We start from the raw sequence: 14,144 nt of genomic DNA, 5'->3' as shown, positions 1-14,144 counted from the left end.
GCCCGCCGCCGGCGAGACGGCCGCGGGCAGCGGCATGCTCACCGCCGGCCGGGTGGCCGACCACCTCGACGTGCTGGCGGCCATCCTGGGCAACTGAGGCCGCGCGGCGCGACCCCGGTCCCGGGACGCGTCACGCCGGCGCGCGCCACACCCCCTCGGGCAGCGGCGGCGGGCCGCCCTGCGCCTCGTTCGGCGAGCACAGCGGGAGCCGCTCGCCGAAGTACCGCAGCACGAGGGCGCCGATGACCCCCGCCAGCAGCGACCCGGCGAGCACGCCGACCTTCGCCTCGTTGATCAGGGCCTCGTCGTCGAAGGCGATCTCGGTGACGAACAGCGCGATGGTGAAGCCGATGCCGCACAGGAACGCGCCGCCCACCAGGTGCCCGTAGCGCACCCGGCCGGGCAGTGCGCCGAGCCCCGTGACCAGCGCGACCATCGCGCCGCCGAACACCCCGACGGCCTTGCCGAACACGAGGCCGACGAGCACACCCAGCGTGACGGGGCTCGACATCGCCGCGCCGATCGCCTCGCCGGACAGCTCCACACCCGCGTTGGCCAGGCCGAACACCGGCACGACCACGAACGAGCTCATGGGGTGCAGCGCGTCGAGCAGGCGGTCGCTCGCCGGCACCGCGGACCGCGCGGCGCTCACCGCCAGGCGCGAGCGGGCCGGGTCCAGCTCCTCCATGAGCGCCCGCCCGTAGACACCGAAGTACCAGCGCGCCTCGTCGTCGTGGCCACGCCGTGCGGTCGGCACCGCGAGGCCGACCGCGACGCCCGCGAGCGTCGGGTGCAGCCCCGACTGCAGCACGACGACCCACAGCACGACGCCGACCAGCAGGTAGGGCGTGATCTGCCAGATGCCGATCCACCGCATCGCGAACAGCACCACCACGAGCGCGGCGGCCAGCAGCAGGGCACCGACCATGAGCTGGTCGGAGTAGAAGATGCCGAGCAGCGCGATGGCGCCGATGTCGTCGAAGATCGCGAGCGTCAGCAGGAAGATGCGCAGCTGGTCGGGACAGCGCGGCCCGACCAGGGCGAGCACCCCGATGACGAACGCGGTGTCCGTGGACATCGGCAGGCCCCACCCCGCGGCGTCGGGCAGGGTGGGGTTGATGAGCAGGTAGAGGCCGATGGGGACGGCGAGCCCGCCGATCGCGCCGAACAGCGGCACGGAGGCGGCGCGGAAGCTGCGCAGCTCGCCGACCGTGAGCTCGCGGTTCACCTCGACGCCGACCACCAGGAAGAAGATGGCCATGAGGAAGTCGTTGACCCAGTGGTGCAGGGTCAGGTGCAGCTCCCACGTGCCGACCGTCAGGTTGACCGGCATCTCCCAGAGGTGGTGGTAGGAGCCGCCCGCCACGTTCGCCCAGACGAGCGCGACGGCCGACGCCGCGAGCAGCAGGGTCGCGCCGCCGCCCTCGGTGGCGAAGTAGCTCCGCAGGCCGGGCGAGAGCCGGGGGTACGGGATGTCGACACGGGGCCGCGGGCCTGGCTGGGTGGGGACGCCAGGGGATATCCGATCTGCCACGGGACCTAGGATCTCAGACGGCGGGGGTCTCTGGCGGCGCGTGTCAGCCGATGGCGCGGGTCGCCGCGACCGAGCCGAGCAGCGAGAGCGCCTGGGCGGACGGCGAGCCCGGGGTCGCGTGGTACACCACGAGCTCCTGCCCCGGCGCCCCGCGGACCTCGAACGCGTGCAGGCGCAGCTCCAGGTACCCGACGTCGGGGTGCAGGAAACGCTTGGTCGTCAGCCGCTTGCCCCGCGCGTCGTTCCGCTCCCAGAGCGCGGCGAACTCGGGGCTCTTGACGCGCAGCTCGTCGACGAGCGCGCGGATCGCGGGGTCGCCCGGCGTCCTGCCGTCGGCGAGCCGCAGGCCCGCCACCGTGTTCTCGGCCACGTCCGGCCAGTCGGGGTAGAAGCTCCGCGCCGCGGGGTCGAGGAACGTGCGGCGCACGAGGTTGCGCGAGACGGCGAACCCGCCGAACAGGGCCTCGCCCAGCGGGTTCGCGGCCAGCACGTCGTACGCCCGGCCGAACACGATCGCAGGGCTGTCCCGCCAGGTGAGCAGGAGCTCGACCAGCGACGCGTCCACCTCCTCGACCGGGGCGGGCGCCGCGGGGCGCGGGCTGAGCCCGGCCAGGCGGTACAGGTGCTCCCGCCCGTCCTGGTCGAGACGCAGCACCTCGCCCAGCGCGTCGAGCACCTGGGGCGAGGGGCTGACCTCGCGGCCCTGCTCGAGCCGCACGTAGTAGTCGACGCTGACGCCGGCGAGCATCGCGACCTCCTCGCGGCGCAGGCCGGGCACGCGGCGCCGGCCGGAGGCGGGCAGCCCGAGCGCCTCGGGCGCGAGCTGGTCGCGCCGGCCGCGGAGGTAGCCGCCGAGCGGTGAGGAGGTCATCCCTCGACGGTACCCGCGCTCCCCGGAGCATCCAGGGTGTGCCGCACCCAGGAAGACCGCGCCCCTTCCTGCCGGCGGCGGGTCGCCCGAGGCTGGTCGGTATGACCACGGAACGAACCACCCCCAAGATCGTCCTCGTCACCGGCGCCAGCAGCGGCATCGGCGAGGCCACGGCGCTCCGCCTCGCGGGCGAGGGCCACCACGTCGTCCTCGGCGCCCGCCGCACCGACCGCCTCGACGCGCTCGTCGCCCGCATCCGGGCCGACGGCGGCTCCGCGAGCGCCGAGCGCCTCGACGTCACCGACCGCGACGACGTGCGCACGGTCGTCGACCGGGTCGTGGCCGAGCACGGCCGCATCGACGTCGTTGTGAACAACGCGGGCGTCATGCTGCTCTCGCGGCTCGACGCCGGCCTGGTCGACGAGTGGGACCGCATGATCGACGTCAACGTGCGCGGGCTGCTGCACGGCGTCGCCGCGGTGCTCCCGCACTTCCGGCGGCAGGGCGGCGGGCACCTGGTGACGGTCGCGTCGATCGGCGCGCACCAGGTGTCGCCGACGTCGGCCGTGTACTCCGCCACGAAGTACGCCGCCTGGGCGGTCACCGAGGGGCTGCGCCAGGAGTCCGACCCGAGCATCCGGGTCACGACGATCTCGCCCGGCGTGGTCGAGAGCGAGCTGGCGCAGCACATCTCCGACCCGGGCGCGCGCGACCTCATGGTCACCTACCGCCGGAACACCATCCCGGCGGACGCGATCGCCCGCGCCGTCTCGTACGCGCTCGCCCAGCCGGCCGACGTCGACGTGAACGAGATCATCGTCCGCCCGGCGGCCCAGCGCTGAGGCGGTACGCGAGGCAGGTGTCACGGGCCCGTCGTCAGGAACGTCTCGTGGCGGGAGCTGTTGACCGTGTCGCCCGTCTCGTTGATGACCCGCCGGATCGTGCCGACGCCGCCCAGCGAGACCGTGACCATGTGGTGGAACCGGACGTCCGGCCGCACGGGCACCTCGAACGCCCGCGCGTTGACCACCGACGGGTTGACGTTGAAGTACGCGTAGCTGCCCAGCCCCCAGGCCTGGTGGTCGGTCACGGAGTCGGCCACCTTGTACGCGGCCCAGCCCTGGGTCGAGCCGTTCATGTAGGCGGCCTGGTTCGGCGGGTCGTACGGCATCTCGTTCTGGTAGAAGTACGTGCGCCCGCGCTCGCCGTTCCAGATGGTCTGGTACTGCTGGTAGTGCTCGACGAACAGGCCGTACATCGTCACGTCGTCGCCGTTGACGATCAGCCCGTTGCGGCCGGTGTTGACCGTCCAGCCGACGGTCCCGGGGTTGCCGTGGTCGGCGCGCCAGATCCAGGCGTGGTCGCCGATGACGTCGTCGCTGTTGACCTCCATGCTGATCACCGCGCGGCCCGCGATCGAGCCGCCCACCCGGAGGAACACGTCGGACAGGACCGTCGGGTTCGCGGCGTGGTCGGCCGCGGCGCCGCGCGGCCCGACCCGGAGCAGCACCTCGGACCCTCCGGTGCCGGCGTCGAACATGATGCCCGCCAGCCGCACCCCGGAGACGTCGGCCACGTGCATGGCGTCGATGCCGCCCTGCGGCACGAAGGTGGCGAGGCCGAGGCCGAGCACGACCGTGTCGGGCCGGGTCACCTGGAGCGTCTGGTTCACCGGGTAGGTACCGGGGGTGACCAGCAGGTGCTTGCCGGCGGCCAGCGCGGCGTTCATGCTCGCCGCGGAGTCGCCCGGGCGCACGACGTGGAAGTCGGCGATGGGCAGCGACCGGCCCGCGGGGTCGCCGTCCGCCCAGGTCGTGCCGGTCGTGCCGGTCCGCACCGCGGGGACGAAGACCCGGTAGGAGCCGTTGTCGTCGACGTAGAGGTACGGCTTCTCGGCGATCTTCGGGGTGGTGGGCAGCGTCGTGTACGGCGGCGCCGGGAAGCTGTCCGCCGGCGCGCCCTGGGTGCCGACGAACACCTGGTTCCAGTTGGAGCCCACCCAGCGGCCCATCGCGGAGTTCCGGGTGAGGAACTGCTGCTGCGAGCCGGAGTCGATGGTGCCGTCGATCCGCGAGTCGGCGATGAACCCGCCCGACGACCAGCCGCCGTCGGACAGGGCGAGGTTGCCGCGCAGGTGCATGCGGCGGTACGGCGCGGCCTGCGAGACCGACCAGCGGTCGTTGCCGTCGGCGGGGGTGACGGACAGACCCTCGGCCGAGCGCCAGAAGTTCTGCGTGGCGTTCTGCGAGCCGTCCGGCCACCAGTCGGCCTCGACGTGCACGTGGCCGTTGACGTTCACGTCGTCCGGCACGAGGCCGAGGCCCGCGACCTGAGTGAAGAAGCCGACGTTCACGTCGACGTCGTACGAGCCCGGGTAGAACAGGAACGCGTGCCGCTCGGGCCCGAACTGGTTCTCCTCCTGCGCGGCGAAGACCCGGTCGAGCTGCGCCTGGATCGCGCTGCGGGACATCGAGGTGTCGAAGACCGACACGTTCGGCCCGAGGTCCGGGTTGGCCGGGTCGGGGAGCACGGGGTCCGGGTCCGGCTGCGGCACCGAGCCGCCGCGGTGCGACCACTTCTGGTTGCTCGCACCGGTGCAGCTCCAGAGCTGCAGGCGCGTCCCGTTCGCCGTGCCGCCCCCGACGACGTCGAGGCACTTGTCCGCCGCCCGGTTCACGAGGTCGCCCGCCGCGGTGAGGGTCCACTTCTGGCTGTCCAGGGACGCGTAGCAGTCCCAGAGGTGGACGACGGCGCCGTCCGCCGTGGACCCGTCCGCGACGTCGAGGCACTTGCCGAGGCCGCGCACGGAACCGTCGTCGGCGAAGGTCCACGACTGGTTCGCGTTGTTCGGCGTGCAGTCCCAGACCTGCGGGCGGGTGCCGTTCGCCGTCGAGCCCTCGGTGACGTCGAGACAGCGCCCGCTGCCCGCACCGACGACGGTGCCCGTGGTGGCGGCGGCCGCGCCGGGCGTCGCCACCACCCCCAGCAGGCCGGCGAGGACGAGCGCGCCCAGCGCGCCGACCACGGCGCGCGCCCGTGCGCGCACTCGTGGGACCAGAGAGGGGACCAGAAAACCCGACATGACAGCCTCCGGCAGGGTGTGGCGCCGCGTCGTCGCGGCGGCACCTCACCCTACGGAGGCCCTTACTAACCTGTCAGTAAGGGGAATCCCTATCGACGCCGCGGGAGCGGGCGGGGCTCGTCGGAGTTTTCCGCCCCGCCCGCCGGGGCGCCCGCGGGCGCCATGGCCGCGGCGAGCTCGCTCTCGTCGGCCGTGGCGCGGCAGTACACGCGCTTGCCGCCGCCCCGGCACAGCTCGTGCAGGCCCGCGGCGAAGGCGTGGAGATCCTCCGGCTCGGCCCGGCGGAACCGCCGCGAGCGCGACCAGTGCTTCACGACGTCGTCCAGCGTGGCGGGTCGCACCATGCCGAACAGCGTCACCAGGTGGTTCGACAGCCGGATCAGCAGCCGGGCGCCGTCGGGGCTCTCGGCGACGAGCTGGGCGCTGCGCAGGCCGTCGTCGGCGGTGGGGCCACCGAGGAGCCGCTCGAGCTGGCCCAGCACCGAGGCGGGGTCGACCACGTGGGATGCCACGGCTCCGTCGATCTCACCGCCGTCGATCGTCAGGACCGCCGTCTCGTCGTCAGGAGCCACAAAGTACTCAAACCTCATGCGCGCATCTTTCCGCATCTCACGGGGTGCGTGATGCCATCGCCTGCCCCGCGGGCGTCAGCGGCCGCTCGGCGGGGGCGGTATCCGGCGCGAGGCGCGCACCAGGCCGACGCCCACGCCGGCGAGCACGGCGGCCGCGAGCGCGACCGACCCGACCATGGCGCCGGTCGCCGCGAGGTCACCGCGGTCCGGGCCACCGGGTCCCGGCCCGGGCTCGGGGCTCGGGCTGCCGGTCGGCCCCGCGCTCGGGGAGCCGGTCGCCGAGGGGCTCGGCGACGCGCTCGGCTCCGGCCCGCAGGCGACGACGAAGTCCTCGGCGAGCAGGCTCTCACCCGCCGCCGTGATCGTCACGGTGCGTTCGGTGACCTCGGCCGCGCACCCGTCCGGCACCGTGACGGCGACCGTGTGGTCGCCCTGCGGGAGGTCGCCGACGAAGTACCCGCCCTCGGCGTCGGTCACCCGCTCGACGGCGCCGTCCGGCCCGGTCACGGTGACCGTGACGCCCCCCATGGGCTCCCCCGCGGGGTCGGTCACGGTACCGCCGACCGCGCCGGGCGTGACGAGCGCGAAGTCCACGCCCGTGACGTCGTCGCGCCCGACCGTGACGTCCCGCGCGTCGGGTCCGTCCGGCCGGTAGCCGTCGGGCGCCTCGACGGTCACCGTGTGGTCGCCCGGGAGCACGTCCTCGAACCGGTAGGTGCCGTCCGCGCCCGTCGTCGTGCCCGCGGCACCGCCCTCCCCGTCGATCCGCACGACGACGGCCGCGACGGGCTCGCCGCCCGAGGTCACCGTGCCGGAGACGGACGCAGGTGCACGGACCACGAAGTCGTTCCCGGTGCTCGGCTCCTCCTGCCCCGGCCGGACGGTGACCGGGTCGGGCGCCGAGCCGACGACGAAGCCCTCCGGCAGCCCGCTGAGCGCGAACGTGTACTGCTGCGGCAGCCCGACCACTCCGTCCTGACCCACGCGGTCGACGAGGTAGGCGCCCGTCGAGTCCGTCACGGCCGTGAGGACGGCCCCGCCGCCTACGGGCGCGAGCGTGACGGTCGCGCCGGCCACGGGGTCGCCGTCGTCGGTCAGCACCGTGCCGCTCACCGCGACCGGCACGACGTCACGCGCCGCGAAGTCCACGCCGGTCGCGTCGGCCTCGCGCAGGTCGATCTCGTCGGCGACCCGCTCCCCCACCGCGACGAGCCCGTGCGGGTGGAGCTCGCCCGCCTCGGGCAGGTCCGTCAGCTCGACGCGGTACCCGGGCGCCGCGGTGACCCCGTCGAACCCGTACTGCCCGCTCGCGTCGGAGGTCGTGGTGGCGATCTCCGTGCCGTCGGCGGCGAACAGCGTCAGCCGCGCGTCCGGCAGCACGCCCTGCGGCGTGCCCGCCGCGTCCACGAGCCGTACCGTGCCCGCGACGTCGCGGCCCAGCGAGGCGAACCAGGTCTGGTACACGGGGAAGCCGGTGCGCCGGAAGAACGTGACGGTCAGGCTCGCGACGGGCGTCGTCGGCCGGAACCAGCCGGCCGCGCCCGCGGTGTCCGCCGCCGCGGCGTTGCCGGCCAGCTCCTGCGTCCCGGGGTCCCACGTCGCCACGTCGGCCGGGTCCCCCACGCACGACGGCGACCCGGCACCGCCGCAGTAGTTGAAGCCGCCCTGCCAGCCGAGCTCGCCCGCGGTCAGCTCGCGGCCGTCCGCGCCGAGCGCCGTCACGACCGCCCGGTCGGCGTCGATGTCTCCGAGCACGAAGGCCCAGCCGCCGCCCGGCGTCGGGCGCTCGAAGGTGTAGGTCGTGGTGGACGGCGCGTCCGCCCGGTCGGCCTGCGGCCGGAGGTTCAGGTACGCCTGGCCGCGGCTGGACCCGAAGACCTCGCCGGGCGGCGTCGCGGGCCCCAGCCAGCTCGACGCCCCGGAGACGACGCCGACGCCGCCCCGCGCGTCGGAGGTGACCGTCGCGGCGGGGAACCCGGTCGCGGGCAGGCGGACCGTCGTCGACCAGTCGCCGGGGGCGCCGTCGAGCGGCTCCCAGTCCGCCCAGCCCCCTGTCGCGGCGGCCGGGGCGGTGCCGGCCGGGACGAGCGTCGAGGCGACGGCGGACGACGCGGTCGGGGTGACGGCTCCGAGGGCGACGAGGACAGCCGCCGCCACCACGCCCAGGCCCCCTGCAGTGCGCTTCACGTGCACACGGTAGGAGCGGTGCCCCGTGGGCGCGCGGGCAAGCATGCGAATGCATGCGCTTCGCCGTGAATGTCCGGTGTCCGGGATGCCGGCTCGGGCGCTCAGGCCCCGAACTCGCGGGCCCGCAGCCGCGCCAGGTGCGCGTGCACGAGCGGCAGCACCGAGGCGCCCTCACCGCTCGCCGAGGCGACGCGCTTCATCGACCCGGCCCGCACGTCGCCGACGGCGAACACTCCGGGCACGGTCGTCTCGAGGCTCGCGGGCGGCCGACCGTCGGCCCACGCCTCGCGCGGCACGTCGCGGCCGGTGAGCACGAACCCGCGGGCGTCGCGCGCCACGCCCTCGGGCAGCCACGTGCAGTCGGGCTCGGCGCCGAGCAGGCAGAACAGGGCGTCGGCCGTCGTCTTGGTCCGCTCGCCCGTGTCGAGGTCCTCGAGCAGCAGCCACCTGAGCCAGCCGTCGCCGCCGCCGTCCACGACGACGGTGCGCGTGCGCACCTGGATGGTCGGCGTCGCCTCGATCTCGCGGACCAGGTAGTCGGACATCGTCTCGGCGAGGCTGTCGCGCCGCACGAGGATGGTCACGCCGCCCGCGAACTTGGCGAGGTGGACGGCGGCCTGGCCGGCGGAGTTGCCGCCGCCGACCACGTAGACGTCCCTGTCCTGCATCTCGCGCGCCATCGACGTCGCCGCGCCGTAGTAGACGCCCGCGCTCACGAGGTCCTCGATGCCGGGCACGCCGAGGCGCCGGTAGGTCACGCCGTTGGACAGGACGACCGTGCGCGCGCAGAGCTGCGCTCCGGGCACGTGCACGTGGTGGTGCTCGGGCTCGTCCGGCGGTCCCGGCTCGATCCGGATCGCGGGCCGCCCCGAGAAGAACTGCGCCCCGAACCGGCCCGCCTGGATGCGCGAGCGCTGCGCGAGCCGCATCCCCGAGATCCCGCGCGGGAACCCGAGGTAGTTGCGGATCATCGAGCTCGACCCCGCCTGCCCGCCGATCGCGTCGCGCTCGATCACGACGGTGGCCAGCCCTTCCGACGCCGCGTAGACGGCGGCGGCCAGGCCTGCCGGGCCCGCGCCGACGATCGCGACGTCGGCGATGACGCCGTCCGGGATCGAGTCGAAGCCGCCGTACATCGCCTCGTTCACCGCGGCCGGTGTCGCCGCGGTGAGGACGCGGCCGGTGTGCGTGCTGACCACCGGCAGCTCGGCGCCCGGCCCGGCGGCCTCGAGCACGGCCGCCGCGGCGTCGTCGGCCGGCGTGAGCGAGCGGTAGGGGAAGCCGAGCCGCTCCAGCAGGTCGCGGATCGCCGCCGCGTCGCGGTCCTTGGGTTCCGCGACGACGTCGGTCACCGTGACGACGGGCCGGCCCACCGACCAGTTCCAGTCGGAGAGCAGCTCGATGAGCGCGGTGTGGAACTCCTCGTCGCGCGGCCCGCGGGGCAGGAGCACGAACGTGTCCATGTCCCGGCGCAGCGCGGCCGCCCGCAGCTCGCCGACCGTCTCGCCGAAGATCTCGAACGGGACGAGGGCGATCCGCCGGGCGGTCGCGACGACGGCGGGCACCTGGTGCAGGAGCTCGACGGCGGAGGCGTCGCCGAGGCCGTGCTCGGCGGCGACCATCGCGATCTGCGCCTTGTCGGCGACGAGCTCACGCGCCCGCTCGAGTCCCGCCTCCGCGCCGACCGCCGCCTCGACGCGGTAGTCCCGGTCGTAACGGGCGCGGAACTCCTGCTCCATGACGTCGGCGTGCGCGCCGCCGACCAGCAGGATGACGGGTCTGTCGTGCATGGCGCCCAGCGTAGACGGCGGGGCCGCCCTACGGCCGGGCGACGGCGGGTGAGGCTGCCGCCACCAGCCGGCGGCGCCGCACCGGCACCGGGGCCGGGTGCGCCGCGAGGAACACCGCGGAGGCGCAGATCAGCTCCTTGTACCAGGCGGCGGCCCGCCCGCCCGGGGCGGCCGACCGCGCCCGGTCGTCGGGCGTCACGAGCTGGATGACGGCGTCCCGCCGGCCGAGGCTGATGCACTGGTGCACGTAGCCGAGCGGCATGTGCGGCAGCCGGCCGCCGGTCAGGCGCGCGACGATCGCGTCGGCGGCCTGCCACGCCATCGGCCCGCCCGACGCGCAGGACATGCGCAGCGGGTTGCCGAGCGGCCCCTCGGCCTGGGCGGCGTCGCCCACCGCGTAGACGTCGGGGTGGGAGACCGACCGCATGGTGCCGTCGACGACGATCCGCCCCTGCGCCGTGACCTCGAGCCCCGCGGCAGCGGCGAGCGGGTGGGTCGCGAAGCCCGTCGCCCACACCGTGACGTCGGCGGGCAGCACCGCGCCGTCGCGGGTCTCGACCGCACCGGCCCGCACGGCCGCGACGTCCGTGCGCTCGTGCACCGTGACGCCGAGCCTGACGAGCGCGCGGCGCAGGTGCCGCCGCCCCGCGTCGGAGAGCCAGTCACCGAGCCCACCCCGCGCGGCCAGCGCGACGTCGAGATCGGGGCGGGCCTCGGCGATCTCCGTGACCGCCTCGATCCCGGTGAGCCCGCCGCCGACCACGACCACGCGGCCGCCCGCGCCGAGACCCGCGAGCCGCTCCCGCAGCCGCAGGGCACCGGGCCGGCTCGCCAGCTCGTCGGCGTGCTCGGCGACGCCGGGCACGCCCGGGTCGGCCGGTGCACTGCCCAGGGCGTGGACCAGCGTGTCGTAGGACAGCTCCTCGGTGCCCGCGCCGTCGGTGGCGGTCACGGCGACCACCCGGCGCTCGACGTCGACGCCCGTCACGTGCGCGACGCGCAGCGCGACGCCGGTGCCTGCCAGGATGCGCACGAGCGGGCGCGCGGGCAGGTGCTGTCCCGCGGCGAGCTGGTGCAGGCGGACCCGCTCGACGAAGTCGGGCTCGGCGTTGACCAGGGTGACCGTGACGTCGTCGCCGTGCAGACGGCGGCCCAGCCGGCCCGCGGCCAGCAGACCCGCGTAGCCGGCGCCGAGGATGACGATGCGGTGCTTCATGGGGTCCTCGTTCCGTGTCGGAGTGTGGGTGGGATGTTCGCGCCCCTTGAACCGGGCAGCGCAGCGATCCCTGACACCCCGGGACGGTGACGTGCGTCACACGCCCACGGGCGGTCACCACCCGCGCACGAGCGGCTCCCCGTGGTCGGCGGCGGCCCACTGCCGCGCCGCGCGGCCGAGCTTGTCCGGGTTCACCTGGGTCCGGACGGCAGCGATGCCCTCGTCCGTGACCTCGAGCGTCATCACGCCCACCACCTGCTCGCCGACGACGCCGACCAGGGCGGGCATCCCGTTGGCGGTCCATGCGTAGACGTCCGGGCTGCCGCCGAGCTGCGCGCGCTTGGCGTCCGCGGGCCGGAACAGGCCGCGCAGGAACCGCGCCACCGCCGTCGCGCCGAGCACGGGCGTGCGGCGCGCCGCGACCGTGCCGCCGCCGTCGCCCACGCCCTGGGCATCCTCCGTGAGCAGCCGCACGAGCGGCTCGAGGCGGCCGCTCGTCGCGGCGGCCAGGAACTCCTCCACGACCGGCCGTGCCTCGGCGGCGTCGACCGCCGCGCGGGCACGCCGCTCGGCGAGGTGCTGCCTGGCCCGGTGCAGCGCCTGCTGACTGGCCGCCTCGCTGAGGCCGACCAGGTCCGCGATCTCCGCGTGCGAGTACCCGAACGCCTCGCGGAGCACGTAGACAGCGCGCTCCGTCGGCGCGAGGCGCTCCATGAGCAGGAGCACCGCCGTCGACACCGAGTCGCGCTGCTCCGCGGTGTCGGCGGGACCGAGCATCGGGTCCCCGCCCAGCACGGGCTCGGGCAGCCACTGCCCCACGTAGACCTCGCGCCGGGCCCGCGCCGACGTGAGCTGCGTCAGGCAGAGGTTCGTCAGCACGCGGGTGAGCCACGCCTCCGGGACCCGGATCTGCGCGCGGTCCGCCGCCTCCCAGCGCAGGTAGGTCTCCTGGACGGCGTCCTCCGCCTCGGACGCCGAACCGAGCAGGCGGTACGCGATGGCCTCGAGACGGGGCCGGGACGCCTCGAACGTGTCGAGATCACCCGGGCGCAGGGGCTGCGTCGTCATGAGGCCGACCCTACGCTGGTCCCACCATCGTGCCGGTGCCCGCGGCGGGCACCGTTCGCCGGGAGGGAGCCGCCATGTCCTTCGCCACCCGAGGTTTCTCCGGTCGCCGACGGGAGCGGGACGACCGCCTGCCACCCGGGCAGACGCTGGTGCAGGACTGGCCGGTGCTCAGCGCGGGCCCCACACCGCAGATCGACACGGGCGACTGGGCCCTCACGGTGCGTGACGAGACGGGCACGGAGCACCGCTGGTCGTGGGACGAGCTGCTCGCCCTCGGCGTCGAGGACGTGACGGTCGACATCCACTGCGTGACCCACTGGTCCCGGCTCGGCATGGAGTGGCGCGGCGTCAGCCTCGACAAGGTGTTCGAGGACGTCGAGTCCGAGCACGAGTTCGTCATGGCGCACTCCTACGGCGGGTACACGACGAACGTGCCGCTCGAGGACCTGCTCGACGGCAAGGCCTGGGTCGCGGTCGAGGCCGACGGCGCACCGCTGGACCCCGAGCACGGAGGCCCGGCGCGGCTGCTCGTGCCGCACCTGTACTTCTGGAAGAGCGCCAAGTGGCTGCGCGGCTTCACGATGATGCCGGACAACGAGCCCGGGTTCTGGGAGCAGTACGGCTACCACATCTACGGCGACCCGTGGAAGGAGGAGCGGTACTGGTGAGCACGGAGCCCGCGGCATCGACGCTCGCCCGGCCACGGACACGCCCGGCCTGGCACGTCGCGACCGTCGCCGAGACCCGCCGCGAGACGCCGACGGCCGTGCGGCTGGTGCTCGACGTGCCCACGTGGCCGGGCAGCGAGGCGGGCGCGCACCTCGACCTGCGCCTCACCGCGCCCGACGGCTACCAGGCGAGCCGCTCCTACTCCGTCGCGGCGTCGACGCCGGCCGCACCCGGGTCGCCCGGCCAGGTGGTCCTCGCGGTCGACGAGGTGCCCGACGGCGAGGTCTCCCCGTTCCTGGTCCGCGACGTGCGGCCGGGCGACCAGCTCGAGCTGCACGGGCCGCTCGGCGCGTTCTTCGTCTGGCGCCCCGGGCAGAGCACCCGCCCGGTCCAGCTCGTCGCGGGGGGCTCCGGCGTCGTCCCCCTGTACGCCATGGCCGCTGCCCACGCCGCCGCGGCGGACGAGACGCCCTTCCGCCTGCTCTACTCCGTCCGCACGCCGGACGACGTCTGGTTCGCCGACGAGCTCGCCGCGCTGGCGGGTCCGACCCTCGCTCTCGACCTCGTGTACACCCGGCGCGCGCCCGAGGGCACGGCCGACGTCGTCGGGCGTCTCACGCGGGAGTCGTTCGCCGCCCGCGTCCTGCCGGCCGCCGAGCGGCCGCGCGTCTACGTCTGTGGCTCGACGGGCTTCGTCGAGACGGTGGCGGGCTGGCTCCAGGAGCTGGGTCACGCCGCGGGCGACATCCACACCGAACGCTTCGGAGGCCTCACATGACACACCACCTTGACGGCAACGTGCTCGCGGGCGCCCTCTCCGAGATCTTCACGGCCGACGTGACCACCGCGCGGGGGCGGTGCGCCGGCTGCGGCCGCACCAGCCCTCTCGCCGAGGCCATGGTCTTCACCGACGCGCCGGGACTCGTGGCCCGCTGCGCGGGCTGCGACCAGGTGCTCGCGACGTTCGTCGACGCGGGCGACCGCGTCATGGTCAGCCTGGCGGGCCTCAGCGCGGTCGAGCTGCGGCGCTGACGCCGGCGGCCGGGCCGCGCCCGGTCAGGCGTGGCGCGGGCCGCCCGACGTCGCGCGGCCCCGCCGCGTCCGGTTGTCGTAGGCGGGGCTGTCGTAGGCGGGGCCGTCGTACGCGGGGCCGTC

Annotated in this window: 12 protein-coding genes; 4 read left to right on the top strand and 8 right to left on the bottom strand. The window is 75.0% G+C overall.

Annotation, left to right across the window (positions count from 1 at the left end; all coding sequences use genetic code 11):
* Window positions 1-130 precede the first annotated feature (130 nt).
* On the bottom strand, window positions 131-1,534 hold the full coding sequence (gene nhaA, locus HLB15_RS18300) for a Na+/H+ antiporter NhaA (protein ID WP_229784955.1): 1,404 nt from the start codon (window positions 1,532-1,534) through the stop codon (window positions 131-133).
* Between the two features lie 43 nt (window positions 1,535-1,577).
* Window positions 1,578-2,405, bottom strand: a complete 828-nt coding sequence (locus HLB15_RS18295) for a helix-turn-helix transcriptional regulator (RefSeq protein WP_171107295.1) — start codon at window positions 2,403-2,405, stop codon at window positions 1,578-1,580.
* A 101-nt stretch (window positions 2,406-2,506) separates the two neighbouring features.
* On the opposite strand from HLB15_RS18295, the gene HLB15_RS18290 reads away from it, so the two are divergent.
* Window positions 2,507-3,247, top strand: coding sequence for an SDR family oxidoreductase (locus tag HLB15_RS18290; protein ID WP_171107293.1), 741 nt, complete (start codon window positions 2,507-2,509; stop codon window positions 3,245-3,247).
* Window positions 3,248-3,267: 20 nt separating this feature from the next.
* On the opposite strand, the gene HLB15_RS18285 is transcribed toward HLB15_RS18290, so the two are convergent.
* The 6 genes from HLB15_RS18285 to HLB15_RS18260 form a co-directional block, all read right to left on the bottom strand.
* Complete coding sequence (locus tag HLB15_RS18285) at window positions 3,268-5,451, bottom strand: RICIN domain-containing protein (protein ID WP_229784954.1); 2,184 nt, start codon at window positions 5,449-5,451, stop codon at window positions 3,268-3,270.
* Window positions 5,452-5,576: 125 nt separating this feature from the next.
* Complete coding sequence (locus HLB15_RS18280; RefSeq protein ID WP_171107290.1) at window positions 5,577-6,077, bottom strand: hypothetical protein; 501 nt, start codon at window positions 6,075-6,077, stop codon at window positions 5,577-5,579.
* 57 nt (window positions 6,078-6,134) lie between these two features.
* Window positions 6,135-8,246 carry an MSCRAMM family protein gene (locus HLB15_RS18275; protein WP_229784953.1) on the bottom strand — a complete coding sequence of 704 codons (2,112 nt, stop codon included), beginning with the start codon at window positions 8,244-8,246 and terminating at the stop codon, window positions 6,135-6,137.
* Window positions 8,247-8,347: 101 nt separating this feature from the next.
* The gene (locus HLB15_RS18270; protein WP_171107286.1) at window positions 8,348-10,036 is read right to left on the bottom strand and encodes an NAD(P)/FAD-dependent oxidoreductase; all 1,689 of its coding nucleotides are present in this window, start codon (window positions 10,034-10,036) and stop codon (window positions 8,348-8,350) included.
* Between the two features lie 28 nt (window positions 10,037-10,064).
* Window positions 10,065-11,252, bottom strand: a complete 1,188-nt coding sequence (locus HLB15_RS18265; RefSeq protein ID WP_171107284.1) for an NAD(P)/FAD-dependent oxidoreductase — start codon at window positions 11,250-11,252, stop codon at window positions 10,065-10,067.
* 114 nt (window positions 11,253-11,366) lie between these two features.
* Window positions 11,367-12,320, bottom strand: a complete 954-nt coding sequence (locus HLB15_RS18260; RefSeq protein ID WP_171107282.1) for an RNA polymerase sigma-70 factor — start codon at window positions 12,318-12,320, stop codon at window positions 11,367-11,369.
* A 74-nt stretch (window positions 12,321-12,394) separates the two neighbouring features.
* Between HLB15_RS18260 and HLB15_RS18255 the strand changes: the two genes are divergently transcribed.
* The 3 genes from HLB15_RS18255 to HLB15_RS18245 are packed head-to-tail and all read left to right on the top strand — an operon-like array spanning window position 12,395 to window position 14,021.
* Window positions 12,395-12,988: a molybdopterin-dependent oxidoreductase gene (locus HLB15_RS18255; protein WP_171107281.1), complete on the top strand. Its 594-nt coding sequence runs from the start codon at window positions 12,395-12,397 to the stop codon at window positions 12,986-12,988.
* Window positions 12,985-13,767 carry an FAD-binding oxidoreductase gene (locus HLB15_RS18250; protein ID WP_171107279.1) on the top strand — a complete coding sequence of 261 codons (783 nt, stop codon included), beginning with the start codon at window positions 12,985-12,987 and terminating at the stop codon, window positions 13,765-13,767. The genes HLB15_RS18255 and HLB15_RS18250 overlap by 4 nt, the downstream gene beginning before the upstream one ends.
* Window positions 13,764-14,021: a DUF6510 family protein gene (locus HLB15_RS18245; protein ID WP_171107277.1), complete on the top strand. Its 258-nt coding sequence runs from the start codon at window positions 13,764-13,766 to the stop codon at window positions 14,019-14,021. Before HLB15_RS18250 ends, HLB15_RS18245 begins: the two co-directional genes overlap by 4 nt.
* Window positions 14,022-14,144 lie beyond the last annotated feature (123 nt).

The sequence above is a fragment of the Promicromonospora citrea genome (assembly GCF_013004695.1).
Lineage (GTDB): Bacteria > Actinomycetota > Actinomycetes > Actinomycetales > Cellulomonadaceae > Promicromonospora > Promicromonospora citrea.
This window is presented reverse-complemented; position numbering and strand designations above follow the sequence as displayed.

What these genes read in the sequence shown, in the direction of transcription:
- HLB15_RS18280 (WP_171107290.1), bottom strand. Translation starts at nt 6,077, where the DNA reads ATGAGGTTTGAGTACTTTGTGGCTCCTGACGACGAGACGGCGGTCCTG.
- HLB15_RS18260 (WP_171107282.1), bottom strand. Translation starts at nt 12,320, where the DNA reads ATGACGACGCAGCCCCTGCGCCCGGGTGATCTCGACACGTTCGAGGCG.
- HLB15_RS18295 (WP_171107295.1), bottom strand. Translation starts at nt 2,405, where the DNA reads ATGACCTCCTCACCGCTCGGCGGCTACCTCCGCGGCCGGCGCGACCAG.
- HLB15_RS18270 (WP_171107286.1), bottom strand. Translation starts at nt 10,036, where the DNA reads ATGCACGACAGACCCGTCATCCTGCTGGTCGGCGGCGCGCACGCCGAC.
- HLB15_RS18265 (WP_171107284.1), bottom strand. Translation starts at nt 11,252, where the DNA reads ATGAAGCACCGCATCGTCATCCTCGGCGCCGGCTACGCGGGTCTGCTG.
- HLB15_RS18255 (WP_171107281.1), top strand. Translation starts at nt 12,395, where the DNA reads ATGTCCTTCGCCACCCGAGGTTTCTCCGGTCGCCGACGGGAGCGGGAC.
- HLB15_RS18245 (WP_171107277.1), top strand. Translation starts at nt 13,764, where the DNA reads ATGACACACCACCTTGACGGCAACGTGCTCGCGGGCGCCCTCTCCGAG.
- HLB15_RS18290 (WP_171107293.1), top strand. Translation starts at nt 2,507, where the DNA reads ATGACCACGGAACGAACCACCCCCAAGATCGTCCTCGTCACCGGCGCC.